This is a genomic window from Kribbella sp. NPDC026611 (genome assembly GCF_040638345.1).
Classification (GTDB): Bacteria; Actinomycetota; Actinomycetes; order Propionibacteriales; family Kribbellaceae; genus Kribbella.
Window position 1 is genome coordinate 506,337 of the sequence record NZ_JBEZYC010000005.1, and the last position, 24,154, is coordinate 530,490.

General features: G+C 68.9%; 21 protein-coding genes. 11 read left to right on the forward strand and 10 right to left on the reverse strand.

Annotated elements, in window-relative coordinates; genetic code table 11:
* Positions 1–1,071 carry a hypothetical protein gene (locus tag AB0E69_RS24090; RefSeq protein WP_360150014.1) on the forward strand — a complete coding sequence of 357 codons (1,071 nt, stop codon included), beginning with the start codon at positions 1–3 and terminating at the stop codon, positions 1,069–1,071.
* The gene (locus AB0E69_RS24095; protein WP_360150017.1) at positions 1,071–2,138 is read left to right on the forward strand and encodes a hypothetical protein; all 1,068 of its coding nucleotides are present in this window, start codon (positions 1,071–1,073) and stop codon (positions 2,136–2,138) included. Before AB0E69_RS24090 ends, AB0E69_RS24095 begins: the two co-directional genes overlap by 1 nt.
* Here the strand turns inward: AB0E69_RS24095 and AB0E69_RS24100 are convergent.
* The 3 genes from AB0E69_RS24100 to AB0E69_RS24110 all read right to left on the reverse strand — a co-directional run bounded on the left by AB0E69_RS24100 (position 2,135) and on the right by AB0E69_RS24110 (position 6,812).
* On the reverse strand, positions 2,135–2,995 hold the full coding sequence (locus AB0E69_RS24100) for an aminoglycoside phosphotransferase family protein (RefSeq protein WP_360150020.1): 861 nt from the start codon (positions 2,993–2,995) through the stop codon (positions 2,135–2,137). The genes AB0E69_RS24095 and AB0E69_RS24100 overlap by 4 nt on opposite strands.
* Positions 2,992–4,275, reverse strand: coding sequence for an aspartate--tRNA(Asn) ligase (gene aspS, locus AB0E69_RS24105; protein ID WP_360150023.1), 1,284 nt, complete (start codon positions 4,273–4,275; stop codon positions 2,992–2,994). Before aspS ends, AB0E69_RS24100 begins: the two co-directional genes overlap by 4 nt.
* Positions 4,276–4,523: 248 nt before the next feature.
* Positions 4,524–6,812 (reverse strand): sigma-70 family RNA polymerase sigma factor, encoded by a 2,289-nt coding sequence (locus AB0E69_RS24110; RefSeq protein WP_360150026.1) that lies wholly within the window; start codon positions 6,810–6,812, stop codon positions 4,524–4,526.
* 272 nt (positions 6,813–7,084) lie between these two features.
* On the opposite strand from AB0E69_RS24110, the gene AB0E69_RS24115 reads away from it, so the two are divergent.
* Positions 7,085–7,906: a hypothetical protein gene (locus AB0E69_RS24115; protein WP_360150029.1), complete on the forward strand. Its 822-nt coding sequence runs from the start codon at positions 7,085–7,087 to the stop codon at positions 7,904–7,906.
* A 229-nt stretch (positions 7,907–8,135) separates the two neighbouring features.
* Here AB0E69_RS24115 and AB0E69_RS24120 read toward each other — a convergent pair whose 3' ends face one another.
* Together AB0E69_RS24120 and AB0E69_RS24125 are read right to left on the reverse strand one after the other, a co-directional pair.
* Positions 8,136–9,152 (reverse strand): hypothetical protein, encoded by a 1,017-nt coding sequence (locus AB0E69_RS24120; protein WP_360150032.1) that lies wholly within the window; start codon positions 9,150–9,152, stop codon positions 8,136–8,138.
* Between the two features lie 15 nt (positions 9,153–9,167).
* On the reverse strand, positions 9,168–10,376 hold the full coding sequence (locus AB0E69_RS24125; protein WP_360150035.1) for a pyridoxal phosphate-dependent aminotransferase: 1,209 nt from the start codon (positions 10,374–10,376) through the stop codon (positions 9,168–9,170).
* A 63-nt stretch (positions 10,377–10,439) separates the two neighbouring features.
* Here AB0E69_RS24125 and AB0E69_RS24130 point away from each other — a divergent pair, with 63 nt between their 5' ends.
* The 5 genes from AB0E69_RS24130 to rsrA all read left to right on the forward strand — a co-directional run bounded on the left by AB0E69_RS24130 (position 10,440) and on the right by rsrA (position 13,578).
* Positions 10,440–11,069 (forward strand): helix-turn-helix domain-containing protein, encoded by a 630-nt coding sequence (locus AB0E69_RS24130; RefSeq protein ID WP_360150038.1) that lies wholly within the window; start codon positions 10,440–10,442, stop codon positions 11,067–11,069.
* A gap of 9 nt (positions 11,070–11,078) precedes the next feature.
* Positions 11,079–11,879 (forward strand): SOS response-associated peptidase, encoded by an 801-nt coding sequence (locus tag AB0E69_RS24135; protein WP_360150041.1) that lies wholly within the window; start codon positions 11,079–11,081, stop codon positions 11,877–11,879.
* 37 nt (positions 11,880–11,916) lie between these two features.
* A complete protein-coding gene (locus tag AB0E69_RS24140) occupies positions 11,917–12,558 on the forward strand; it encodes an alpha/beta family hydrolase (protein WP_360150044.1) in 642 nt (213 codons plus the stop codon).
* Positions 12,559–12,670: 112 nt separating this feature from the next.
* Positions 12,671–13,303 (forward strand): sigma-70 family RNA polymerase sigma factor, encoded by a 633-nt coding sequence (locus AB0E69_RS24145; RefSeq protein WP_360150046.1) that lies wholly within the window; start codon positions 12,671–12,673, stop codon positions 13,301–13,303.
* On the forward strand, positions 13,300–13,578 hold the full coding sequence (gene rsrA / locus AB0E69_RS24150) for a mycothiol system anti-sigma-R factor (RefSeq protein WP_360150048.1): 279 nt from the start codon (positions 13,300–13,302) through the stop codon (positions 13,576–13,578). The genes AB0E69_RS24145 and rsrA overlap by 4 nt, the downstream gene beginning before the upstream one ends.
* Before the next feature lie 42 nt (positions 13,579–13,620).
* On the opposite strand, the gene AB0E69_RS24155 is transcribed toward rsrA, so the two are convergent.
* Positions 13,621–16,056, reverse strand: a complete 2,436-nt coding sequence (locus AB0E69_RS24155; protein WP_360150051.1) for a tetratricopeptide repeat protein — start codon at positions 16,054–16,056, stop codon at positions 13,621–13,623.
* 687 nt (positions 16,057–16,743) lie between these two features.
* Between AB0E69_RS24155 and AB0E69_RS24160 the strand changes: the two genes are divergently transcribed.
* Together AB0E69_RS24160 and AB0E69_RS24165 are read left to right on the forward strand one after the other, a co-directional pair.
* Positions 16,744–18,057, forward strand: coding sequence for an HD-GYP domain-containing protein (locus tag AB0E69_RS24160; protein WP_360150054.1), 1,314 nt, complete (start codon positions 16,744–16,746; stop codon positions 18,055–18,057).
* The gene (locus AB0E69_RS24165; RefSeq protein WP_360150057.1) at positions 18,054–19,328 is read left to right on the forward strand and encodes an HD domain-containing phosphohydrolase; all 1,275 of its coding nucleotides are present in this window, start codon (positions 18,054–18,056) and stop codon (positions 19,326–19,328) included. Before AB0E69_RS24160 ends, AB0E69_RS24165 begins: the two co-directional genes overlap by 4 nt.
* On the opposite strand, the gene AB0E69_RS24170 is transcribed toward AB0E69_RS24165, so the two are convergent.
* From AB0E69_RS24170 to AB0E69_RS24180, 3 genes are all read right to left on the reverse strand, one after another.
* Positions 19,290–19,928: a DUF5317 domain-containing protein gene (locus AB0E69_RS24170; RefSeq protein ID WP_360150060.1), complete on the reverse strand. Its 639-nt coding sequence runs from the start codon at positions 19,926–19,928 to the stop codon at positions 19,290–19,292. The two genes, AB0E69_RS24165 and AB0E69_RS24170, sit on opposite strands and share 39 nt — an antisense overlap.
* Before the next feature lie 129 nt (positions 19,929–20,057).
* On the reverse strand, positions 20,058–21,713 hold the full coding sequence (mctP, locus tag AB0E69_RS24175) for a monocarboxylate uptake permease MctP (protein ID WP_360150063.1): 1,656 nt from the start codon (positions 21,711–21,713) through the stop codon (positions 20,058–20,060).
* A complete protein-coding gene (locus tag AB0E69_RS24180; protein ID WP_360150066.1) occupies positions 21,710–21,979 on the reverse strand; it encodes a DUF3311 domain-containing protein in 270 nt (89 codons plus the stop codon). Before AB0E69_RS24180 ends, mctP begins: the two co-directional genes overlap by 4 nt.
* Before the next feature lie 80 nt (positions 21,980–22,059).
* Between AB0E69_RS24180 and AB0E69_RS24185 the strand changes: the two genes are divergently transcribed.
* On the forward strand, positions 22,060–23,034 hold the full coding sequence (locus tag AB0E69_RS24185) for an endonuclease/exonuclease/phosphatase family protein (RefSeq protein WP_360150069.1): 975 nt from the start codon (positions 22,060–22,062) through the stop codon (positions 23,032–23,034).
* On the opposite strand, the gene AB0E69_RS24190 is transcribed toward AB0E69_RS24185, so the two are convergent.
* Positions 23,021–23,926 (reverse strand): DUF2785 domain-containing protein, encoded by a 906-nt coding sequence (locus AB0E69_RS24190; protein WP_360150072.1) that lies wholly within the window; start codon positions 23,924–23,926, stop codon positions 23,021–23,023. The genes AB0E69_RS24185 and AB0E69_RS24190 overlap by 14 nt on opposite strands.
* Between the last annotated feature and the right edge of the window lie 228 nt (positions 23,927–24,154).

Consider the following 24,154-nt stretch of genomic DNA (forward strand, 5'->3'; position numbering starts at 1 on the left):
ATGACTCGACGCGTACTGCTCATGCTCGCCGTCGCCGTACTCGTGACGACCACCGGCGCGACCGCCTGGGGGTTCTGGACTGGTGCCGGCTCTGGCTCCGGGACAGCCACCGCCGGGAGTCTCGCGCCACCCACAGCCGTGACCGCGACGGTCGCGCCGGGCGCTACGACGGTCACAGTCGGCTGGTCGGCTTCTGCCCGTGCGACCGGCTACTCCGTCGACCGAGTGCGCAACAGCGACGGAGCGACCGCATCTGCCTGCGCAACGACTCAGAGCACGTCGTGCACGGACGCCAACGTTGCAGACGGTACCTACCACTACGTAGTGACCGCGCTTTACGCGAGCTGGACCGCCGGTGCGTCGAGCGGCAACGTCACCGTGCTCAACGCCGTTCCGTCGGTCACCGTCAACCAGGCGATCGGTCAGGCCGACCCGGCCGCCACGGCGCCGGTCGCCTTCACTGCTGTGTTCAGCGAGCCGGTCGCTGACTTCACCAGCGGCGATGTGACCGTCACCCCTGCTACGGCGACAGTCGCGGTCAGCGGCAGCGGTACGACGTACAGCCTCGCGGTCAGCGGGCTCACCGGCAGTGGTTTGGTCAGAGTGTCGATCGCAGCCGGTGTCGCGCACGACTCGGTAGGTGCGGGCAACACCGCATCGACGAGCACCGACAACTCAGTGCTGTACGACGTGAACCCGCCGACGGCCCCGGCTCCGGTAGCGACCGCCTCGCCGTCCTTCGGCACCTTCGTCGGCAACACGGCCGTCACGCTGACCGATGCTGCGACCGACGCACACTCGGGCGTCGCATCCGTCGGCTACTACCGCTGCACTGGCGCAACCGGCAGCTGCACAGCCGCCAACTGGACCGCGCTCGGTACGTCGACCTCGTCGGCTACCACGTACGCCGTGACCACCAGTGCGCCGTTCGCGGCGGACGGCTCGTACCGGGTCGTTGCCGTGGCCACCGACGCCGCCGGCAACGTCAGTACCCCGAGCGCCGCAACGGTCGTCACGGTGGACACCGCCGCGCCGACCGTCACCCGACCGACAGTGAACGGATTCTCGTGATGAGCATCAAACCCACCCTGCTGATCGCCTTCATCGCGGTTCTGGTCGCCGTCGGCGTCGTCGAGAGCCCGGCCGCGTCCGCAGCCGTCGCGAACGTCAGCTTCACCCCGGGGAGCACGGTGGCCGGTGCCACGTCGACCTGGGCCATGGCGTTCGACCCGAGCAATGGCGGCAGCGGCGAGCTGAAGGCCGGCGACAAGATCACGGTGACGTTCAACACCGCGTTTGGCGTGCCGGCCGCCCCTGCGGTGACGCTCGGCAGCGGGTTCACCGGCAACTGCACGACGACTGTCACCAAGCCCAGTGGATCAGTCGTGGCCATCACCCTCGCCGGATCGACCTGTGACCTCAAGAACACCGCGGGCACGGTCACGGTCGCCGGCATCACCAACCCGGCCGCGGGGACATACGTGGCGAGCAGCTTCAGCCTGTCGACCACGAAGGACACTGCGGGTTCGCCGACCGGTCCGGTCGTCATCACGCCCGCGGCTGCGAAGCTGGGCTTCGTCCAAGGCCCGTCGAGCGGCTTCACCGGTACGGCGCTGACGCCCGCGATCACCGTCCAGGTCCAGGACCAAAGCGGCGCCGCGGTAGCAGGCTCCGGGACCGTGGTGACGTTGACCCCATCGGCCGGTGTCATCGACGCCGGGGCGACCGCGACAACCAACGCCTCCGGGCTGGCCACGTTCAGTGGCGTGACGATCAACGTCGCCGCGACCGGGCTCACGCTGACCGCGTCCGCCTCGAACCTCACCTCGGCGGTCTCGGCGCCTGTCAACGTGACTGTGTCGGTCAAGAGCGGCGCAGTACTCACCGACTCCACGAACGACGGCACCGGGTCGGGGGTGAAGTCGGTCACGTACTACTACTGCCCCGGCTACACCGGCACCTGCACGAACGCGAACTGGACCGCCATCGGCTCGTCGACCAGCTCGGCAGGCAACTACCAGGTCACCTGGACCGGACAACCCGCGAACGGCCCCTACCGCCTGGTCGCCGTCAGCACCGACAACGTCGCAAACACCAGCCAGCCAAGCAGCCCGATCCCAGTCACGCTCACCAACTAGGCATCGAGCAGGTCGAGCAGACGCTGCGCGCCGTAGTGAATCCACTCGGCAGACCCGGTCCGCTCATGCACGAACTCAGCAATACTCACGAAGGCGGCCCCGGCGCACAACGCGACGGTCGCCCGCCCACCGGCCTGCAGCGCCGCCTCCACGAACAGCTCGTCCACACCCGGTGCAGCACCGTCCCGCGCCGCCGAGGTAGCCAGCGAAACCAGGTCGTACGCCCGCGACCCGGAGCCGGCCGCCTCGACATCCACAATCCCGGCAACCCGGTCACCATCCAGGATCAGGTTGCCGAGGTTCAGGTCGCCGTGCACCAGATCGTCCTCCGGTAGTACCTCGTCGCGGTAGGGCCGGCACAGCTTCTCGTACCGCTCCACCAACTCGAGCGTCTCGCCGCCGTACCCGCGAACCCGCTCCCACACGCCGTCCCAGCCCTCCAACACCACACCGCGCGACCACACCGACCAACTGACACCCTCCTCGGGAACCAGGTCGCGTTGCAGCGAGCAGATCGCGATCACTTCCCGCGCCACCTCGGCGGTGACGAGGGTGTAGTCGCGGACCGGCGTACCGGCGACAAACTCCTGTAGCTGGTACGGCGACCCGGCAGCGGTTGTACCTACGGCGAGCCAGGCCGGGGTGGGGTAGCCGACCGCGCGGGCCCGGCGGACGAGCTCTGCCGCGCGCCGGACCCGCCGTGCCCATCCAGGACTGGATGACCACTTCAGTACAACCCCGCCGGTCAGTTCGTACGCACCCGACTGGAAACCACCGGTCAGTTCTCGCACCAGTTCGTACTCGGTGCCTAAGGCAACGTTTACCTCGGCGAGGACCGACGCGGTGGTGTCCGTCATGGCGTCAGGCGATGCAGGTCGCGGGGGAACAGGGTCACCTCACGGACGTTCTCCGCCCCGGTCAGTCGCGCCACGAAGCGCTCCAGGCCGATCGCGAACCCACCGTGCGGTGGCATGCCGTGCTTGAACGCCTGCAGGTACGACGAGTACGCCGGAGCCTCCGCCGACTCGCCCCGAGCCGCCAGCGCCGCCACGTAGTCGGAGTACCGGTGCAGCCGCTGCCCACCGGTCACCAGCTCGAGCCCGCGGAACAGGAGGTCGAAAGAGTTCGACCACTGCGGATCCGACGGCTGCGGGTGCGTGTAGAACGGCCGCTTCACCATCGGGTACCCCTCGACGGCGACAAAGTCGCTCCCGTGCTCCCGCAGCGCCCACTGACCGATCGCCCGCTCGTCTGCCGGCGACAGGTCCGGCTCGTCCGGCGAAGCACCAGCGATCTTCAGCGCCTCGCTGAAGTGCACCACCGGCACCTCCAGCGGGATCTCCGGCAGCTCCACGTCGAGCCGCTGCAGCGCAGCGCCGGCCCGTGACCCCACCGCAGCCAGCATGCCCGCGACGGCGGTCCGCAGTACGGCGAGCACGTCGCGGTGGTCGTTGATGAACCCGAACTCCGCGTCCAGCGACACGTACTCCGCCAGGTGCCGGACCGTGTCGTGTGGCTCGGCCCGGAACACCGGACCGACCTCGAAGACCCGCTCGAACACGCCGACCAGCTGCTGCTTGTAGAACTGCGGCGACTGCGCCAGGTACGCCGGACCACCGAAGTAGTCCAGCGCGAACACGTTGGCCCCCGACTCTGTCGCCGTACCGACGATCTTCGGCGTCTGGATCTCCGTGAAGTCCAGGCCGCTCATCGCCGACCGGAAACCGTGCATGGCGGCCGCGGCGATCTCCCACCCGGCTCGCACCACCGGGTGCCGCAGGGCAACCGGCGCGTTGTCGAGCACCACAGGTAGTCCGGCAGTCACCGTGGGCCGCCAGAGCTCGATCGGTGGCGTAGCGGCCGGCTCGGTCAGCAGCGTGATCACCGGGTCGACGATCTCGGCACCACCGGGCGCCTGCGGGTTGGCGGCGACCGTGCCGGTCACCTGAACCACAGTCTCCTCACCCAGCTCGTCCAGCTGCTCCGACGAGCCCTTCACGACGATCTGAGCCAGGCCGGACCGGTCGCGCAGGATCAGGAAGCTGACGGCGGCGAGCCGCCGTCTTCGGTGCACCCAGCCGGCCACCGTGACGGACTGGCCTACTGCTGAGGGGATCTCATGGCTGAGAATGCGCATTGCTGTTTCACCTCCAGGTCTGTCTCGAACCCCGGAGGTGTGGGCGAAGGGGAATCTCGCGGTGCCACCACACCTTCACCAAGCCTGAACAGCCTGGCCTCTTGCACAGCAGTCGCTCGGGAGTGTCTTCGTCACCGCTCCACGTGCCGCCTTCACAGCTACCGGCGACTCTCTCGGACGTGGCGTACGGCGCTACTCGGTTCCGTCAGCGCGAACATCACCAGGATAAGGCAGCCGGCAACGCGGTTTTACCGCCGTGTCGTCGTCGGTGGGATCTGCACGCTGTCGGTGTCCTCGCGGCCGCCGAGCCGGGCGTGCACGGTGATCGCGTTGTTCGAGCCCGTGCCCGGCAGCCACGCGGTCCACTCCGAGTTGAACGGCTTCGTGTAGTTGCTCGTCCAGCAGGTCGCCCGGCGGATGTCGGACGCCCGCTCGCAGGTCCAGCCGCGCTCCCAGGACGGCAGCAGCGCGAGGTTCCGGCCCCAGGAGATGTCCAGGGTCACCTTCCGCCCCTTGGCGCCGCTGACCTGCAGGAACCGGTTGTAGACGAACGGGTTCGGGTCGGTCCGCGGTGTGGGCGTGATGATCTGCAGCAGCGACTCGTCCTGCTGGATCCCGGGCAGTACTTCGGTGTCGGTGTCGCTGACCAGATCTGCCTTGGCGGCGGCCGTGAACGTGCGGGCCGCGGTCGACCCGTCGACAACCGGGAAGCTGACCGGCAGCGGAGCCGGCTTCGACGGGGTCAGCGCCGTACAGATCATGGTCCGGGACGAGCATTTCCAGCCGGCCGGGCTGCCGAGGACCGGCCACTCCAGCGCGGAGCCGTAGCTCAGCTTCACCGTCACGCTGGTCCGGCCGGTGCCGGGGGCAACCGTGACGATCCGGTGGTGGACGTCCGGGTCGGCCTTGCCGTCGACGATCCGGAGCAGGTTCTCGTCGGTGCTCGGCTGGGCGGCCACGGTCGCGTCGTCATCGTCGTAGTACCGGCCGGTCTTGCCCGAGACGGTGAACGTGCGGTCCGCGACCGACCCGCCGGTCGGCCCAGCGAACGTCACCGGCAGCGGTGCGGGCGCGGCCGGGTTGGTCGCTGTACAGAGGCCGGTCGAAGCCTTGCAGGTCCAGCCGGCCGGGTTGCCGCTGAGCGGCCAGGCGAGCGCCTTGCCGTACTTGAGGCCGACCTGCACCGGGTTGGTGTTGCCGTCCGGCGTCTTGATCGAGATGACGAACCGGATGCCTGCCTGCGAGACCTCGGAGACCTGAGAGCGAGTGCCCAGGGCCGGACCGCCACCGCCCGTCGGCATGCTGATCGTCAGCAGCCCCTCGTCCAGGATCGGTGTCGTCGGCTCCGGCGGCGTAGGAGTCGTCGGCACCGGTGTGGTCTGCGCAGGCGACGTCGGAGCCGTCGTGGTCGGCGCGGTGGTGGTCGGCGCACTCGACGGCGCCGTGGTGGGCGCAGTGGTCGGTGCTGACGTCGGAGCTGACGTGGGCTGGGTCGTCGGTGGCTTGTTGGTCGGTGGTTTGTTCGGCGGCTGGGTCGGGTTCGTGCCCGGTGGCTGGGTCGGCTGCTGCGTTGGCGGCTTGTTGATCGCCGCCGGGGGAGTGTCATGACCGGTCAGCGCCATCGCGGCGAGTACGGCGGCCACGGCAACGACCACGACCGCTCCACCGCCAACCGCGGCCCGTGTGCTGTTCTCGGTGACCTTCCGCCAGCCGGTGATGAGCAGACCGGCCAGGCCGACCTTCGCGCCGGACGCAGCGGCCAGGTAGCCGAGGCCCGCCGTACCCAGCAGCGCCGGGGCGAGCAGGGCCGGCAGCGCGCTGTTGACCTCGACCAGCTCGAGATAGACCGCGGTGCACTTGGCGCATTCGTCCAGGTGCTCGCGGACGTTCCGGTTCTCGCGCTTGGTGAGGCCGTCGCGCACGTAGGCGCCCAGGCGCTCGATGGTCCACCGGTGCCGGTCGCCGGCGACGTCTGCCAGGTGCTGCTGGAGGTACGCCTGCCGCAAGCCCTCGCGAGCCCGGTACGCCAGCGCGGACACGCCGTTGGCGGTCAGGCCGAGGAGGGGAGCGATAGCGGCCGGCTTCTCGCCCTCTACCTCGGTGTGCCAGAGCACGGCCTGCCACCGCTCGGGCAGGCTGGCGAACGCCTTGGCCGCCGCGCCGCTCTCGAAGCCGGTGACCGTCGGATCGGCGAACGTCTCCGGCTCCCGCTCGTACGACGCGATGTCGTCGGTGGACTGGACCTTGCGGCCCGCCCGGATCCGGTCGACGTGCACCCGGCGGACCGTGGTCAGCAGGTACGCCCGGAACGAGACGTCCGGGCCGCCACCGCCGCGGAGCGCGTCGAGCACCTTCGCGAACGCGTCGCCGGCCAGGTCGTCGGCGTCGTTGGCCGGGACCAGCTGGCGGGCCATCCGCTCGGCCGCGTGGTGGTGGCGCTCGTACAGCTCGCCGTACGCCTCGAGGTCGCCGTTGCGGACGCGCGCGATCAGCTCGGCGTCGCTCGGCGCGTCCGGCTGACCTTCCGGCGTCTCCATCCATCTCCCCCGTGGGCTGTCACAACTGTCCGTCCGGCACCGTGACCGACCGTCACTTCGTTGCCGGAGACAAGGCTCCCACGAGTGGCGGCGTTCCGCACCCTTCCGGACGCGGAACCGTGCTCCTTTCCTGACGACGGGACCACCCCGGAAGTTACGCGAAAAAACTTCTGCGAATCCGCGTCATGAACCGGCGCGGGGTCTGTCTCTCCGGCGTACGACGCTTCCGGCCGGCCGGTCGGGAGACTGACGGGGCTACCTGGAGGAGGGTCATGTCGCTGTTCGCGGACTTCCGCAGACGGTTCGACCTGCGTCCCAGCAAGTCCCTGAACCTGGCGGGGTCGCCCGCCCGGATCCGGTCGGAGGCGTCGTCGGCACGCTCGGGGGAGCAACCGTGCGGTTGGAGGGAGTCGCACGGCACAGCTGGCACCGACCACAGCGCCTATCTCGCCATTGCCGAGGCGCTGCAGGACGGAGCCGATGTCGTGCCTGCATCGGACGAGGTCGGTCGCCGCTTGGCGGCCGACGGAGTCTCGCTGGTGGAGGCACTTGATGGGCTGAGTGCGCTGTACCGCTCGATCGCCGGGGGCGAGCCGGCTTTCGCCGCGGTACGCGCACTCAGTTCCAGCTGGGCCGAGGCCTCGCTGGTCTACCTGCACTCGCTGTCCTGCGAGGACCCGCTGACCGGGCTGTCCAGCCTGGCGCACCTGCGGTCCCGGCTGGGAGAGCTCTACCGAGAGGCGGAGTTCCGTGGAACTTCCGTACCGCAAACCCATGCACTGGTGGTTGTCGAGCCGCTCACTGCCCCGGGCACCACGCCGTTCGACCGGGAGCTCCGGCTGGTCGACGTTGCGGAGTGCCTGCGGATCGTCTTCTGCGGCGGTGACGTACTCGGTCGCGTCGGCTCACGCCGCGCGGCGGCGCTCGTCGGCCGCGAGCCGAACCTGCCGGAGCAGGTCGCGACGGTACGAGCCCTGATCACCCAGTGGCGGCTGGACACCGACGTACCCCAGCTGGCCCGGATCTGGATCGAAGGACTGCCCGCGAACGAGGAGATGGCGGGGAGGGTCCTCGACGAACTCGCCAGACCTTAGGCCATGTCTGGTGGTGCCACGCCTACTGCGCGGCACTCGGCACGGCACCTCGGCGCACTGGACCGAAGGCCACGATGCTCCGCATCGAGACCTTCGCCCCAGCACACCGATGCACCGCACCGAGCACCTGCTCGCTACGGCGTGCCACCACCAGACATGACCTTAGAGCTTGCGTCCGGACGCCTACAGGGGGGCGCCCGGACGCATCAAGCAGGTGGTGGATCGCCTATCACGGGGTAGGCGATCCATCACCGCTTGTGTGCAGCAACTGATCCACCAGCTCCTCGTAGCTGATGCCGGCGCCGGAGGCGGCGCGCGGGACGAGGCTGCCGGGGGTGAGGCCGGGGAGGGCGTTCACCTCGAGGCAGTACGGCGTACCGGACGCGTCGCAGCGGAAGTCGGTGCGGGAGTACGACCGGCCGAAGCCCAGCGCCTGGTGCGCCCGGACCGCAAGGTCCTGCAACTGCTCGGCGAAGGCCGGCGACACCTCAGCCGGGCAGATCTCCCGCACCGCGCCGGGCTGGTACTTCGCCTCGTAGTCGAACAGGGCCGTGGTCAGCTCGATCTCCACCACCGGCAGCGCAGCAGAACCGATCACCGCGACGGTGAACTCGCGGCCGCCCAGGAACGGCTCGATCAGCACCGGACCGTCCGCCCGGATGTCCTCGATCCGCTCTGCCTTCAGTACGGAGACGCTCGAGCCGTCCGCCACCGGCTTCACCACTACCGGGCCCTGGGCAAGCAAGTGCTTCACCTCGACCGGCGGCTCGGCCTGCGTCGCGGGGTCGTAGAGGACCCGCGGCGGCACCGGCACACCTGAGGCACCGAGCAGCGCCTGCGACCGGCCCTTGTGCCAGGTGATCGCACAGACGTCACTACCGGCTCCGGTAAACGGGATCCCCGCCAGCTCGAACAGGGCCTGGACATGCCCGTCCTCACCCCAGCCACCGTGCAGTGCGATGAAGACGCGGTCGGCGCGCTGCATCAGGTCCAGCACGGGACCACTGGTCAGAGCGGAGTACATCCGTCGCTGCAGGGCCGGGTCAGCAGGCCCCGGTGGCTCTTTCGGGACCCGTACGGCGTCACCGGCGCGGACCGGGTCCGCCAGGATCGGCGGCTCGGCGGCCGGATCGACCAGGGCGACGTCATGCCCGCGGCTGGTCAGCGCCCGGGAAACGGCCCAGCCGGACGCGCGTGACACGTCTCGCTCGGAGCTCTCCCCGCCGCACAGCACCACGACCCTCATGTTCTTTCTCCTTAGTCACTGCTCGTAACTGTCGAGGAAGCGGCCGATGCGGCGAATCGCCACCTCCAGGTCACCTGCCTCTGGCAGCGTAACGATCCGCACGTGGTCGGGTTCCGGCCAGCTGAAACCGGTGCCCTGGACGATGTGGATCTTCTCCCGGAGCAACAGGTCGAGCACGAAGCGTTCGTCGTCCTTGATCGGGTGCACGTCCGGGTCGATCCGCGGGAAGGCGTACAGGCCGCCCTGGGGTTTGACGCAGGAGACCCCGGGAAGTTCGTTGAGCGTCTGCCAGGCGGTGGTGCGCTGCACCTCCAGCCGGCCACCAGGGCGGATCAGCTCGTCCAGAGTGTGGTCGGTGAGCGCCACCTCGATCACCTGCTGGGCCAGCGCGTTCGGGCACAACCGCATCCCGGCCAGCATGGTCAAGCCCTCGAGGTAGTTGGCCGCGGCCAGCCGTGGCCCGGAGACGAGCAGCCACCCGGCCCGGAAGCCGGCGATCCGGTGACTCTTCGACAGACCGCCGAACGTCAGGCAGACGACGTCCGGGGCCAGTGCGCCGAAGTGGTGGTGCGTGGCGCCGTCGTACACGATCCGCTCGTAGATCTCGTCGCTCAACACCATCAGGCCGTGCCGGCGGGCCAGTTCGGCGATCTGCTCCAGGACCTCGACCGAGTAGACCGCACCGGTCGGGTTGTTCGGGTTGATCACCACGATGGCCTTGGTACGCGGCGTGATCTTGGCCTCGATGTCCGCCAGGTCTGGCTGCCAGCCCGCCGACTCGTCGCAGAGGTAGTGCACCGGGACACCGCCGGCGAACTGGGTGACAGCGGTCCACAGCGGGAAGTCCGGAGCCGGGATGAGCACCTCGTCACCGGTGTCGACCAGGGCCTGGATGGCCATCCCGGCCAGCTCGGAGACGCCATTGCCGAGGTACACCGCTCGCTCGTCGAGGCCCTGGTAGCCGCGGGCGGTGTAGTACGCCGCCAGTGCCTGCCGGGCGGACAGGATGCCGCGGGCATCGGTGTAGCCGTGCGCGGTGGGCAGCCGCTCGACCAGGTTGGCCAGGACGGCCTCCGGTGCGGCGAAGCCGAACGGTGCGGGGTTGCCGATGTTCAGCCGGAGGATGCTGTGGCCGGCGGCCTCCAGCGCGTTCGCCTGCTCGATCACCGGGCCGCGGATCTCGTAGCAGACCCCGGTCAGCTTGCTGGACTGCCTGAACTCCATGGACGGCATGCTACTTGGTTCTTCCAAGTTGTCACTTGGGAGGTCCAAGCTAGGCTGGGACGCATGCCCCGCCGAAGTTACGCGCAGTACTGCGCCGTCGCCCGTGGTCTCGACGTGGTCGGTGAGAGGTGGACGCTGCTGATCGTCCGGGAGTTGGCGTTCGGCCCGCGCCGGTACACCGATCTGCATGCCGACCTGCCCGGGATCAGCACCGACGTACTCGCGGCTCGCCTGAAGGAGCTGGAGGCGGACGGGGTCGTCCAGCGGCGGACGTTCGCTCCGTCGGCACCTGTCCGGGTGTACGACCTCACTGATCGGGGACGCGAGCTCATCCCGGTGGTGATGGCGCTGGCCGCGTGGGGGAGTCCGCTGCTCGCTGCACACCAGGAGACGGATGCAGTACGCCACCACTGGTACCTGCTGCCGCTGGCCGGCGTACTGCGGGATGCTGCCGCCGGCGCGGCTGGTCTGGTGGAGCTGAAGGTCGAGGGAAGCAGCTGCTTCTTGCAGCTCGACCCGCTGACGGTGGTGCAGGACGGCGCAGCGGAGGCGGTGGTCGCGGTCGGGCAGAAGGCTGCCGACGAGTTGCTCTCCGGTCGCCTGACCTGGACCGAGGCGGTCGGCTGCGGCCATGTCACGATCGAAGGAACCGGACCGCTCGCCGAGAGGCTTTCTGTCGGTTTGGCTGTCTAGGCTGGGGTCATGTGCGGTAGATACGCGTCCAGCCGGAGTCCGTCGGATCTCGTCGACGAGTTCGAGATCGAGACGGGGAACGTGCGCGAGTCCGTCGAGGAGCTCGAGGAGAACTACAACGTTGCCCCGACCAACCAGGTGGTAGCGGTGGTCGAGCGGAAGAACCGCGAGCAGCCCGACGAGACCGTCCGCAAGCTGACCACGGTCAAGTGGGGCCTGGTGCCCTCCTGGGCCAAGGACACCTCGATCGGCAACCGCCTGATCAACGCCCGGATGGAGACCGTCGCGGAGAAACCCGCGTTCAAGAAGGCGTTCCAGACCCGGCGCTGCATCCTCCCCGCCGACGGGTACTACGAGTGGTACACCGCCGAGGAGAAGGTGAACGGCAAGCCGGTCAAGCAGCCGTACTTCATCCATCCGCCGGACGGCAGCATCCTGGCGATGGCCGGGCTGTACGAGATCTGGCGGGACAAAACCGTCGAGGACCCGGACTCCGACGACGCCTGGCTGTGGACCTGCACGGTCCTGACGACCTCGTCCACCGACGACCTCGGCCGTATCCACGACCGGATGCCGCTGCTCGTCGAGCGCGAGCGGTACGACGCCTGGCTCGACCCGCTGTCCTCCGACCCGGACGACCTGCTGAAGCTGCTCGTCCCGGCCACGCCGGGCCGGCTGGAGGCGTACGCCGTGTCGAAGGCGGTCAGCTCGGTGAAGAACAACGGCCCGCACCTGCTCGACCCGCTGCCCCCGGACGGCATCGACCCGCAGGACCGGCCGCCGGAGCCCGAGGAGACAACGCTCTTCTGACGTTTCGTGGCCACGCTTCGGCAGTCCTGATGACAGGATGGGGCGGGTGACCGACGAACGGATTGTGCGGACGCCGCACGGTGAGGCCCGGATCGTGGCGCACCGCGCCCGGCGGCCGGTGGCGACGCTGGCCCTCGGTCACGGCGCCGGGGCCGGGATCGAGTCGGGCGACCTGGCCGCGCTCGCGGCCCGGCTGCCGAAACAGGACATGAACGTGTTCCTGATCGAGCAGCCCTGGCGACGGGCCGGCAAGAAGCTCGCGCCGGCGCCGAAGGTGCTGGACGAGGCGTGGGTCGCGATCATCGGCCAGCTCCGGGTCCGGACGCCGCTGGTGATCGGCGGCCGCAGCGCCGGTGCCCGGGTCGCCTGCCGGACCGCGAGCAGCCTGGGAGCTTCCGGCGTACTGGCGATGTCGTTCCCGCTGCACGCGCCGGGGAAGCCGGAGAAGTCGCGGGTGGGGGAGCTGCAGAGCGCCGGGCTGCCGACTCTGGTCGTGCAGGGCGAGCGGGACCCGTTCGGTACGCCGGAGGAGTTTCCGCCGCTGACCGAGATGGCCGTGGTGCCGGACGCCGACCACGCGTTCAAGGTGCCGAAGCGGGCCGAGCTGGACCAGCAGGAGACGTACGACCTGCTCGTCGAGGCCGTGTTCGAGTGGGTCACCCGGGAAGTGTCCGGATAGCGGTGCCGGCTGGGGGAATGACCCCGCGGCCGGGTGTGTTGTGACGAACATGATGGCGACGAGAGAGGCTCCGGCGCGGAGTGCTGGGAAGACCCCGGTATTCTCGATCCCGATGCCGACTCCCACCACGACCGAGACACCCGAGCAGCGCACTGCGCGGTTCGAGCGCGAAGCCCTGCCGTTCCTGGACCAGATGTACGCCGCGGCGATGCGGATGACCCGCAACCCGTCGGACGCCGAGGACCTCGTGCAGGACACCTTCGCGAAGGCGTACAGCTCGTTCCACCAGTTCACGCCCGGGACCAACCTGAAGGCGTGGCTGTACCGGATCCTGACCAACACCTTCATCAACGGGTACCGGAAGCGGCAGCGCCAGCCGACGCAGTCGCCGACCGAGGAGATCGAGGACTGGCAGCTCACCGCCGCCGAGTCGCACACTCCCGGTGGGCTGAAGTCGGCCGAGGCGGTCGCGCTCGAGCACCTGCCCGACTCCGACGTCAAGCAGGCCCTGCAGTCCATCCCGGAGGACTTCCGGCTGGCTGTCTACCTGGCCGACGTCGAGGGCTTTGCGTACAAGGAGATCGCGGACATCATGGGTACGCCGGTCGGCACCGTGATGTCGCGCTTGCACCGTGGCCGTCGGCAGCTGCGCGACCTGCTCGGCGACTACGCGCGGGACCGTGGGCTGATCCCGGTCCCCGACGGTGACGGCAGTGCTGCGACAGCGGAGAAGGAGGAGTCGTGAGCTGCGGCGAGCACCACGACGTCGACTGCAGCGAGATCCTGCAACGGGTCTACGTCTTCATCGACAACGAGCTGGAAGACGCCAGCTCGGACGAGATCCGGCAGCACCTCGAAGAGTGCGCCCCCTGCCTCGACGAATACGACCTGGAACGCTGCGTCAAGAAACTGGTCCACCGCTCCTGCGGCTCCGACCACGCGCCCGACGCCCTGCGCCAGAAAATCCTCCTCCGCCTGACCCAAATCCAGGTCGAAACGACCATCACGACCACCGACTGAATTACCGGCCGTCGAATCCGGCAGTGTTCACGGCAGCAGTGTTCACGGCAGGTTCGGAACGTAGTCGAACGTGCCGGCCGCGGAAATCTGTTCGGCGAATTCGAGCGCTTCTCGCTCGACCTTCGCCGACGCCACGTGCAGGATCGGCAGCGCGTCGGCCAGGAAGGCTTCGGCCTGAGCCGGCTCGCCCGCGGCAGCGGCGATCCTGGCCAGTTGCAGCAGCAGCCTGCCCTCGCGCAAACCGTGTCCGAACGCGCGGGCCAGGGTGAGCCCCGCTCTGGCGTGTTCCTCGGCCTGGCCGAACTCACCCTGCGCCGCGAAGGCCATCGCGAGCACTTCCTCGGTCTCCGCCTGGCCGATACCGTCGCCGATGCCCGCCGAGGCGTCGGAGCCCTTGCGCAGCGGCTCGATCGCGTCGGCGAACCGGCCCACGGCGACATGGGAGATGCCGGCGTTCAGGTATCGCTTCGCCAGTGAGCGCTTGTCCTGCGGGCCCGTCGCCAGCGCGAGGCTTTGCGCGAACGCCTTGTCCGCCTCGCCGAAGCGGCCCAGCCGGTTCAGCAGTGCGCCGAGTGCGAGATAGGTCACGCCCTCGATCGGAGACCCCGGGAGATCCCGGCTCAGCTGGAGGGCTTCGTTGATCATCGCCAACGCCTCGTCCGCCTTGCCCTCCCGCTCGAGCACATGGCTGATCGACGAGCAGCAACGGGCCTGGCCGATCAGATCCCCGGTGGCCCGGAACATCTCCAGGGCCCGCAGCAACTGGAGGCGCGCCGGCTCGAGGTCACCGATCTCGACATCGGGGATCGCGCGGTCGTGCTGAAGCCAGGCCGCCATTGTCAGCAGGCCGGCCTGCTCTGCCCGCTCGACCGAGCCCCGGGCCAGCGCCCGCATCACGGACCACCGTCCGCGGGCCTCGCCGTACCCGAACAGCGCAAGCGAAAGCTCGGACAGCAAGGTGGAGTCGGCCAGCGATGACGTCTCGGCCTGGTGAAACCTGTCCATCAGGTTGCGCTGCTCGTCGTCGAGCCAGCGCAATGCCGTGCTGGAACTGCTGAGCACCGGGAGCGGCTCGATCGACACGGTGGCCAGCGCGAGGCGCGGGCTGGTCGCGTGCGTCAAGGACTGAGCCGCCCACGCGAAGCCGGTGTAGAAGCGAATCATCCGGGCCAGACCTGCGTCTCGCTCCTCCGGCGTGAGCTTCTCCTCCGCGAGCTCGCGGGCGTACGCACGGATCAGGTCGTGGAAGCGATACCGCTCCGGTGCGGCGGACTCCAGCAGGTTCAGGTCGACGAGGCGTTCGAGGATCGCGGCCGTCCGCCGGACCGGCAGGTCGAGCAGAGCCGCGGCGACGACGACATGGAGGTCGGCGCCGTCCGGAACGCTGAGGAGCGGGAGGACCCCGACGGCGGCCCGGTCCACGTCCCGGTCGCTCGAATCCAGGAACCGCACCGAACTCGCGATGCTCGCCCGGACGCCGGTCTCGTCGGAGCCGAAGGTGTCCAGCCGCCGCTCCTCGTCGCTCAGCAGCTCGACCAGGTGCTGGACGGGCCAGTGCGGACGGGCGGCGAGCCGGCCACCGATCAGACGAACTGCCAGCGGAAGCCTTCCGGTGAACAAGGCAAGCGATTCCGCTGCGGCCGGCTCGGCGGCGACGCGGTCCCGGCCGATCACCCCGGCCAGCAACTCGACCGCCTCGGTGTCCGACAACGCGTCCAGCCGGATCTGCCGGGCGCCCGGCAGATCTGCCATCGAACCACGGCTGGTGATGATGGCAGCCGAGCCCGGGCTGCCCGGGAGCAGCGGCAGCACGTGTCGCACGTCGGTGGCGTTGTCGAGCAGGATCAGCACCCGGCGGCCGGCGAGCTTCGACCGGAGCAGCGCGGCTGCCTCGTCGACGCCGTCCGGGATCAGCTGCACGTCCAGACCGAGCGATCGCAGCAGCTGCTGCAATGCCTCGGTGCTCGTCATCGGGCGGCCCGGTCCATAGCCCCGGAGATTGAGGTAGAGATGGCCGTCGGGATAGCTGTCGGTCAAGGTGTGCGCTGCCTGGACCGCAAGCGCGGTCTTGCCGATCCCGCCCATTCCGGTCACGGCGACCAGACCGACGGCTGCGTTCGGCACCCCTTTGGAGGTGCGCAGTACGGCGAGGATTGCGTCCATCTGCGCCGCCCGGCCGGTGAAGTCCGGCACCGCGGGAGGTAGTTGCCACGGCGCCGGAATCGCGGCCGCCGTCGGTGCGTTCGCGGCCGGGCCGGGCCGGTCACGCTTGCCGCGGGCAACAGTGAGGAACTGGTCGGCTTCGGCCGGCGACAGATCAAGCGCTTTGGTGAGGGCGCGGACGGTGTCCTGGCGGGGGCGGCTGCGGGTGCCGCGCTCGAGGACGCTGATGGCCTGTTCGCTGAGGCCGGCGCGCTCGGCCAGGGCAGCCTGGGTCAGGCCGGCGCGGATGCGGAGGCGACGCAGCAGTTCACTCAAGCTCCCCGTGGACAGCGCGCACACCTCCTTCGCTCACCGGCACCGTCCGGATACGGTCAGCACCGGAACTTGCGGAGCTAACTCTAGGAGCATCCGCCGACGCCGCGCAGAGGTTATCCACACCTGCAACCGGCAGGCCCGCGGACATTGCCCAACGAGCGTTTGAAAATAGCATTCAGTATGCGGGCGGGGACGCTCCGAATACGGACCTGTGACAAAGGTGGTCTGGTGTAAAGCTGTGACCAAATTGCAAGGACCCCGGATTTCTCCGGGGTCCTCGCTGTCCGTAGCCGCCTGAGTTCAGGCGTTCGGGCGCTTGCCGTGGTTTGCGCCCTTCTTCTTGCGTGAGCGGCGCTTGCGGCCGGTCTTACCCATTCCTAAGCCTCCTTGAAACAACTGCAAAGAGTCACAGTCTCTCATACCACGTCGGTCTCTTCACTGTCTCCGGCGGGTCACGGTTGGGCTTACAGTGTTTCGGCGCGGGACTGAAGAGCAAAATTCAGACGAGTCAGCGATGTGCTGTCTGCCCCCCTACGCCCTCCCGAAATCGCGGGGCGTAAGACTGCGACCGCTGATCGGAGGTGACGTATTATGACCGGCGACGTCTGGGACTGGTGAACCTTCTGTCGTGGAGGGCATGAGATGACGTGGCGCCCTCGGGTCAGGACGTTGCGCTTCGCTGTCGGTGTGACAGCGATCGCTGCCCTGGCCGCGTTGGGGCTGGCTGTCTCGGCAACCCACGATCCACTTGTTGTGGCCGGGCTGTGCCTGGTCGCCCTTGCTGCCAGTTCGCTGCGCTCCGTGCACACGCAGCGGCAGATCGAACTGGTGTCCGTCGTACTCGTAGCTGTCTATGTGATTGCCGGACCTGGCGCCGCTGTGGTTGTCGCGGCGGCCGGTTCCCTTGTCCAGGCGCCGGCACCCGCAATCAAACGAATCTTCAACAGTGCGCAGCGCGTCCTGTCCGCCGCCGGCGGTGCGGTCGCGTACGCGGCACTGGACGGTCCGGTCGGTGAAGAGGTACTTCGTCGCATCCCCGACGCCCTGATCGCGACCACCGTCGCCAGCGTGGCGTTGCAGTGCGTCAACGCCGTGCTGATCTCGATGGTGCTCGGTCTCGAACGGGGGCCGAACGGGGTCAAGGAGTTCTTGCGGCACGTCGTCCGGACGACCGCGGCCCCGGTGCTCGGCTACGGCCTGCTGGGGCTGTCGATGGCCGTGATCTGGCTCGGCGGGCTGAGTATCTTCGCCGGCGTGCTGATCCTCGGCCCCTTGGTCGTCGCCCGCTGGGCCCTGTCGCAGTACGAGGCCGAACGGCAGGCTCAGGCCGCGACGATGCGCGCCTTCATCCAGGTCATCGAGACCAAGGACCTCTACACCAGGGGCCACTCGGAGCGGGTCAGCGAAGGGGTTGGCATGCTCGGCCGGCACCTGCGGCTCAACCCTGACCGGCAGAGCGCGCTCGAGCACGCCGGGTTGCTGCACGACGTCGGGAAGGTCGGCGTACCGACGTCGATCATCCGCAAGCCGGGGAAGCTCGACGACACCGAGATGGACGCGATCCGGTTGCATCCGGCCCGCGGGGTGGAACTGATCGGGAACATTCCGTTCCTCGAGGAAGTGAAGTCCGCCGTCCTGCACCACCACGAGAAGTACGACGGCACCGGGTACCCGGCCGGTCTGAGCGGCGAGAACATCCCGTACTTCGCCCGCATGATCGGCATCGTCGACGCCTTCGACTCGCTGACCTCGACGCGGTCGTACCGGCCCGCGCGCGGGGTGGACGAAACGCTGAAGATCCTGCTGCAGGACCGCAACACGCACTTCGATCCGGGACTGGTGGACGCGTTCGTCGAAGTGGTCCGCAGGCACGGCTGGGAGACGGCCCCCGACCAGCCGGCGCCGGACGGCAGCGTCAAGGCCAGCATCGATCACGACGACCTCAGCCTGGGGAGCGGCGGGGGCGCGTCCGGTTCCGCGGCGAGACCGAGTGAGGCATGAGCACTGTGCAGAACAGCTCGTTGGCGCGGATCTCCGGCAGCGGCGTCGCGATCCTGCTCGCCGGAGGTGCGATCACCCTGGTGGCGGTGATCCTGACCGTCGAACGGGGGATCACCGGCTGGCCGTTCGCGATCACCTTCGGCATCCTCGTCGCGGTCGGCGAGATGGTGCAGTTCAAGGTCGACCGAACGCGTAACCGGGCTCCGATCGCGACCAGTGCCGCGCTGGCCTACGCCTTGCTTCGCGGGCCGGAGGTTCCGGTGCCGCATGTCGCCCAGGTCGCGGTCGTCATCGCCGCGGCCACCGCGGCCGGCGTGATACCGCGCGCCATCGCCGGCCTCTGGTGGGACATGGTGATCTCCTGCCGCCGGGTGATCTCGGTGATCGCGGCGGCGGCTGTCTTCGGTCTGGTTCTGCCCAGGGACATGCAATGGGACGGGACCTGGGGACACGCGCTGCCGATCACCGCGGCGATGCTGCTCGGTGTGCTCACCGCGGGAGTCAGCGATGCACTGGTCGGCGCCGGGCAGGCGACCGAGCTCTTCAACCGGCCGTTCCCCGCGGCATTGCGGGACGAGCTGTCCGTCCTGGCCAGGATCGGTCTCGCCATGGGCATCAGCGGAATGCTGCTCGCGGCCAGCACGTCGATGCTCGGCCTCTGGGCGCTGCCGTTGATCGTCGTCCCGCTGCTGCTGACGCAGTTTGCGTTTCGGCGGTTCGCCTCGGCGCAGCGGACCTACCGGACCACGGTTCGGTCGATGGCCCGGAGTACGGAGATCGCCGGGTTCAGCAGTCCGGGGCAGAATGCGCGGACGGCGACGCTGGCGGTGGCTATCGGCAACGACCTGGGGTTGACGCCGGCCCGGATGGAGGCGTTGGAGTACGCCGCTCTGCTGTCGGGGGTCGGGCAGCTCGCGCTGGCGGATCCGAGTCCGGGTGGGGCGTCGTTGTTGCGGACGCGGGAGGAGCGGCAGCGGGCGGCGGCGATCGGGGCCGCGGTGATCGAGCGGTCCGGCGTACTGGATCACGTCGCGGAGATCGTCCGGCACTCGAACGACCCGTACCGGCAGGGGCGGGCGAACAACTCCGGCATCCCGGTCGAGAGCGGGATCGTGAACGTTGCGCTGGCCTACGAACAGCTGGTCGGCGAGGGCACCGGCCAGTCGCCGGAGAAGGCAATGGAATCGATCGGGCTCGGGATCGGTGCGGAGTACGACCCGGTGGTGGTCGAGTCACTCCGGCGCGTGATCGGGCGCGGCTTCCGCTTCTGAGCACGCCTCGGGGGACAGCCGCAGCAACGCGGAAGTCCCCGCACACGGCTCCAGATCGCCCCACACCGGCGCAGCATCGGCCGGGACACGTCCTAGTGCCCCCATGCCCGTATAGATCAGCAGACCGGCTCCTGCGGCGATCAGGACGTCGCCTGGGCTGACCGCCTGGCCGATCCCGGGCAGCGCGACCGGTACGACGTCACCCAGCCAGTGCAGCCGGGTCGCGGAGTCCATCAGCTCGTGCCGTGGATCGGTCACCACGGCATCGCCCACGCCGACCCGGGCCAGGGCGGTCAGCGACACCGGCATCGCGCCGTTCAGCGCGACCACGAGGGCGTTGGAGAAGAAGCCGAGGGCAAGCAACCCGACCCCGGCATGGCGCAGGTTCAGCCGCAGGAAGACCGCGATACAGACTGCGGATCCGATCAGCCCGATCGGGTACGCCGTACCGCCGAACGCGGAGCCGAGCAGTTGGCCGATCGCGGCGGCGGCCAGCCAGTGCAGGCCGGTCAGGGTGTTGCCGGCCAGCCGGCCGAACCGTCCACCCGTCGCAAGTGCGGCCGCCGCGGCGAGCACCAGGACGAGGAGGACCAGCAACACGGGAGTGATTCTGCCGAACGCGCGGCCCGAATCCGGGCAAGCTGACCCCGCAGCGTGTCGACTCAGCAGCAAAACGTAACGGGCGGTCCTTGTTCAGGACCGCCCGTCACCTGGTACTGCCTTTCAGGACTACGCCTTGGCCGACGCCGTGCCGCCGTCGTCGACGATCTCGGGCAGGTCGTGCACCCCCGGGTCGCCGCGGTCCGCGGTGAAGTCCGTCGGGTGCGTGCTGTCCAGACCGTCCGGCACCTTGATCGCCCGGAAGAGCAGCGTCAGCAGGATCACGATGACGAGGTTCAGCACGAACGCCGTCAGCGCGATGTACGCCGGCGTGGTGGTGAACGGGATGTTCGACAGCGAGCCGCCGAAGTGTTTCTTCGTCACCGGGTTCACCACGTTGTACGCCGAGATCGTGCCGAACACCATCGCCACCGCCCAGCCGGCCAGCAGCGCGTACCGGTGGAACCAGCGCGTGTACAGGCCGACGACGATCGCCGGGAACGTCTGCAGGATCCAGATCCCACCCAGCAGCTGCAGGTTCAGCGCGATCGTCTTGTCCATCCCGAGCACGAACACCAGCGCGCCGACCTTCACCAGGAGGGACGCGAGCTTGGAGACCTTGGCCTCCTGCGCGGGGGTTGCCGACGGCTTGATGAAGTCGCGGTAGATGTTCCGGGTGAACAGGTTGGCCGCCGCGATCGACATGATCGCCGCCGGCACCAGCGCGCCGACCGCGATCGCCGCGAACGCGATGCCCGCGAACCAGGACGGGAACTCCTGGTCGAACAGCCGCGGGATCGCGAGCTGCGGGTTGGCCAGGCCGTCCAGGCCCTTCACGTTGACCTTGGCCTTGATCGCCATGAAGCCGAGCAGCGCGAGCAGGCCGAGCAGCAGCGAGTAGGCCGGGAGGATCGCGGCGTTCCGCCGTACCACGTTGCGGGTCTTGCTCGACAACACCGCGGTCACCGAGTGTGGGTACATGAACAGGGCCATCGCGGACCCCAGCGCCAGGGTCCAGTAGGACACGTAGCCGGTGGATCCCGGGATGAACGCGCCGGTCGGTTTGCCGGTGACCGGGTTGGGCTTGGCGAGCTTCTCCTGCGCGGCCCCGAAGATCGAGTGCCAGCCGCCGAGCACGTGCGGCAGGTAGAAGATCGCGACCAGGATCACCAGGTAGATCAAGGTGTCCTTGACGAACGCGATCATCGCCGGCGCCCGCAGGCCCGACGAGTAGGTGTACGCCGCGAGGACCGCGAACGCGATCAGCAGCGGCAGGTCCTTGGCCAGCGTGTTGTTGCCGCCGAGGCCCATCGTCTCGAACACGGCCTGCATACCGACCAGCTGCAGCGCGATGTACGGCATCGTCGCGAGGATGCCGGTGACCGCGATGGCGAGCGACAGCGCCCTGCTGCCGTACCGGCCGCCGACGAAGTCCGCCGGAGTCACGTACCCGTTGCGGTGCGAGACCGACCACAGCCGGGACATGAAGACGAAGATGATCGGGTAGACCACGATCGTGTACGGCACCGCGAAGAAGCCGCTGACCGCACCCGTCGCATACATGGCGGCGGGGACGGCGATGAACGTGTACGCCGTGTAGAGGTCGCCGCCGAGCAGGAACCAGGTGATGAACGTACCGAACCCGCGGCCGCCCAGACCCCACTCGTCGAGGCTCTGCAGGTGCTCGCCGCGGCGCCAGCGCGACGCCATGAAGCCCATCGCCGTGACCGCACCGAAGATCACGATGACGATGATCAGCTGGACCCAGTCGACCTTGGTGTTCACTCGCCGGCCTCCTTCGCGTCCGGATCGGCCAGACCTTGGGCCGCCCGCCGCTTGCGCTCCTCGCCGCGCACCAGCCGGTAGGCGATGCTGACCAGGATTGCGGAGAGGAACACCCACATCAGCTGATACCAGTAGAAGAAGGGGAATCCCCACAGGTGGGGGTTCGCTTTGGCGTACGTCGGCACCAGTAGGGGTACGACGACAGCGACGACCAGAAGGACACCGGAGATCCAGTACGCGGGTCTCACCGCGGACAATCGGGACACTGCAAACCTCCTCGGGACACAGGCGCAACGCAGCACGCTACCGTTCGAAAACCGTGCGTACTAGATCTTCAGGTTGGTACATGGATAACGAAAAGGCATGGTTGGTGCGGCGCGTCGTGCTGTCCGTGCTGTTCCTCGTCTTCGTTGCCATGCCGCTCTATCCGGAGCTGTTCGGGCTGGCCGACATCACGCCGTTCGCCCAGCTGGCCGCCTTCCGGCCGCAGGGTCTGGTGGTGGTGCTGGTGATGGCCCTGGTGATGCTGGTACGGCGTGGCTGGCGGATCGCCGCGGTGCTCGTCGCCGCGCTGGCCCTGACCGGTGCCGCGCTGATCGCGCCCCGGCAGTTCTCGGACCCGTCGCCGGTGGCGGACGGGGACCGGGTGCTGACCGTCATGGTGGCGAACGTGCTGGGCGGGGGAGCGAACGCAGGCGAGGTCGCGGAGCTGATCCGGGAGCGCAAGCCGGACCTGGTTTCGTTGCCGGAGGCACAGGTCGACGTGCGCGAGCAGATCCGGGTGCAGCTGCAGGACCTGCACTACAAGGGTTTCACGGCGCAGCCGAGCAAGGCGGTCGAGAGCGCGACCAGTGTGCTGGTGTCGTCGTCGCTGGGCGACGTGACGTTCGCGTCGGAGCCGGGGACGACGTTCGGCAACATCGTGGTGACGGGTGGGAGTCTCGGTCCGGTGCGGCTGATCGCGTACCACGGCTTCCCGCCGCTGCGCGACGGCGTGGCCACCTGGCGGCGCGACCTCGGCGTACTGCGGCAGTGGTGCGCGCAGGATCCGCCGACGGTGGTGGCGGGCGACTTCAACGCGACACTGGACCACGCGGCCTTCCGATACGCGCTGGGCGGCAACTGCCGGAGCGTCGCGGCCACAGCCGGTAAGGGGCTGGTTGGGACGTGGCCGGCGGACCAGCCAGCCGTAGTGCGTACGCAGATCGACCACGTCGTGCTGACGCGGCAGCTGCGGCCCGGGCACTTCACGACGTACCCGATCAAGGGCACGGATCACCGGGCCGTGGTGGCGACGGTCGGGGTACCTAGGACTGGTTAGTCGCGGGCCGGTAGATGTACGGCTGGGAGGACTGGACCGCTTCGGTCAGCATCAGCAGCAGGTCGGCGCGGGCCTCGATCGGCCGGCCGAAGAGCTCGTCATCGCCGGGGATCGGGAAGCCCTTCACGCCGATCGCCAGCTGGCTCAGCAGCACATGCAGGACACCGCGGGCGTTGAACACGTTTGGTGTCGGCCACTCGGGGAGGGTCTCGTGCATGAGCGGCTGCTGGGCTGCGGTGGCTGCTACTGGCTTCAGCCAGCGCTCCAGCTCGTCGCTGGTCAGCATGTTGCGATGCAGGATGGTCATGACCGCATGGGCCACGCGGTCGTGCTCCTCGTGCACCCAGCGGTACTGCGTGTCCTTGACGATCCTGTCCGCGAGCACGTCGAGCAGGGCCCGCAGTACGCCGGCGTCGCAGTGCCGGGAGCGGGCCAGTGCACCGATGGCGTCCGCGCCATGCGCTACCGCGTGTGCCCAACCGCAGTCCTGCACGTAGCCGCGCAGGTCGCGCTCGCGTAGCAGCCAGGTGGCCAGGCGGTCGCCCCAGCGCATCACCACCTCGTCGTGGACGAGGAACTCGGCGTTGTCGCGGTGGATCACCTCCGCCAGCGTCAGCGCGGTGAACGAGCGCCGGAAGACCGTGTCCGTGCCGTCCTCACCCAGCCCGTAGTTCAGCCCGGCACAGAGCCCGTCGCCGAAGCCCGGCAGCAGGTCGTCGTACACCCCACGCTCCAGCCAGGTGGCGAGCGTCGGGTAGGCGAGGGCGTCCCGCACCTGGGGGTTGGTGCTCGCCAGCCCGCGAACGAGCTCCTCGGTGAGCTCGGTCAGCGTACGGTCGTGCGGCACCGCGTAGTCCGCGGCCATCACGTCCTGCCAGTACGTCGACTCCACCCGAGCAATCCTCTCTTTTGTCGCTGACCAATCAACACCCATCGGTAGCTAGTTGTCGAGCCGACCAACCGGCGTACTGGTATAAGCCGTCACTGGTGCCCTGCGTCGGGGCACTAGTGCCCCGCGTCGGAGGTTCTTTGGCGCTTGCGGCGCCCAGGCACGCACCTCGCGGCAGCGGAGGAACGGCCACGATGGAAAAGCATCGAGGCCGCTCCTCCGCCACCGCGA

Excerpts from the sequence above, each read along its gene's own strand:
- AB0E69_RS24090 (WP_360150014.1), top strand. The coding sequence starts at position 1 with ATGACTCGACGCGTACTGCTCATGCTCGCCGTCGCCGTACTCGTGACG.
- AB0E69_RS24095 (WP_360150017.1), top strand. The coding sequence starts at position 1,071 with ATGAGCATCAAACCCACCCTGCTGATCGCCTTCATCGCGGTTCTGGTC.
- AB0E69_RS24100 (WP_360150020.1), bottom strand. The coding sequence starts at position 2,995 with ATGACGGACACCACCGCGTCGGTCCTCGCCGAGGTAAACGTTGCCTTA.
- aspS (WP_360150023.1), bottom strand. The coding sequence starts at position 4,275 with ATGCGCATTCTCAGCCATGAGATCCCCTCAGCAGTAGGCCAGTCCGTC.
- AB0E69_RS24110 (WP_360150026.1), bottom strand. The coding sequence starts at position 6,812 with ATGGAGACGCCGGAAGGTCAGCCGGACGCGCCGAGCGACGCCGAGCTG.
- AB0E69_RS24115 (WP_360150029.1), top strand. The coding sequence starts at position 7,085 with ATGTCGCTGTTCGCGGACTTCCGCAGACGGTTCGACCTGCGTCCCAGC.
- AB0E69_RS24120 (WP_360150032.1), bottom strand. The coding sequence starts at position 9,152 with ATGAGGGTCGTGGTGCTGTGCGGCGGGGAGAGCTCCGAGCGAGACGTG.
- AB0E69_RS24125 (WP_360150035.1), bottom strand. The coding sequence starts at position 10,376 with ATGGAGTTCAGGCAGTCCAGCAAGCTGACCGGGGTCTGCTACGAGATC.
- AB0E69_RS24130 (WP_360150038.1), top strand. The coding sequence starts at position 10,440 with ATGCCCCGCCGAAGTTACGCGCAGTACTGCGCCGTCGCCCGTGGTCTC.
- AB0E69_RS24135 (WP_360150041.1), top strand. The coding sequence starts at position 11,079 with ATGTGCGGTAGATACGCGTCCAGCCGGAGTCCGTCGGATCTCGTCGAC.
- AB0E69_RS24140 (WP_360150044.1), top strand. The coding sequence starts at position 11,917 with ATGGGGCGGGTGACCGACGAACGGATTGTGCGGACGCCGCACGGTGAG.
- AB0E69_RS24145 (WP_360150046.1), top strand. The coding sequence starts at position 12,671 with ATGCCGACTCCCACCACGACCGAGACACCCGAGCAGCGCACTGCGCGG.
- AB0E69_RS24165 (WP_360150057.1), top strand. The coding sequence starts at position 18,054 with ATGAGCACTGTGCAGAACAGCTCGTTGGCGCGGATCTCCGGCAGCGGC.
- AB0E69_RS24185 (WP_360150069.1), top strand. The coding sequence starts at position 22,060 with ATGGATAACGAAAAGGCATGGTTGGTGCGGCGCGTCGTGCTGTCCGTG.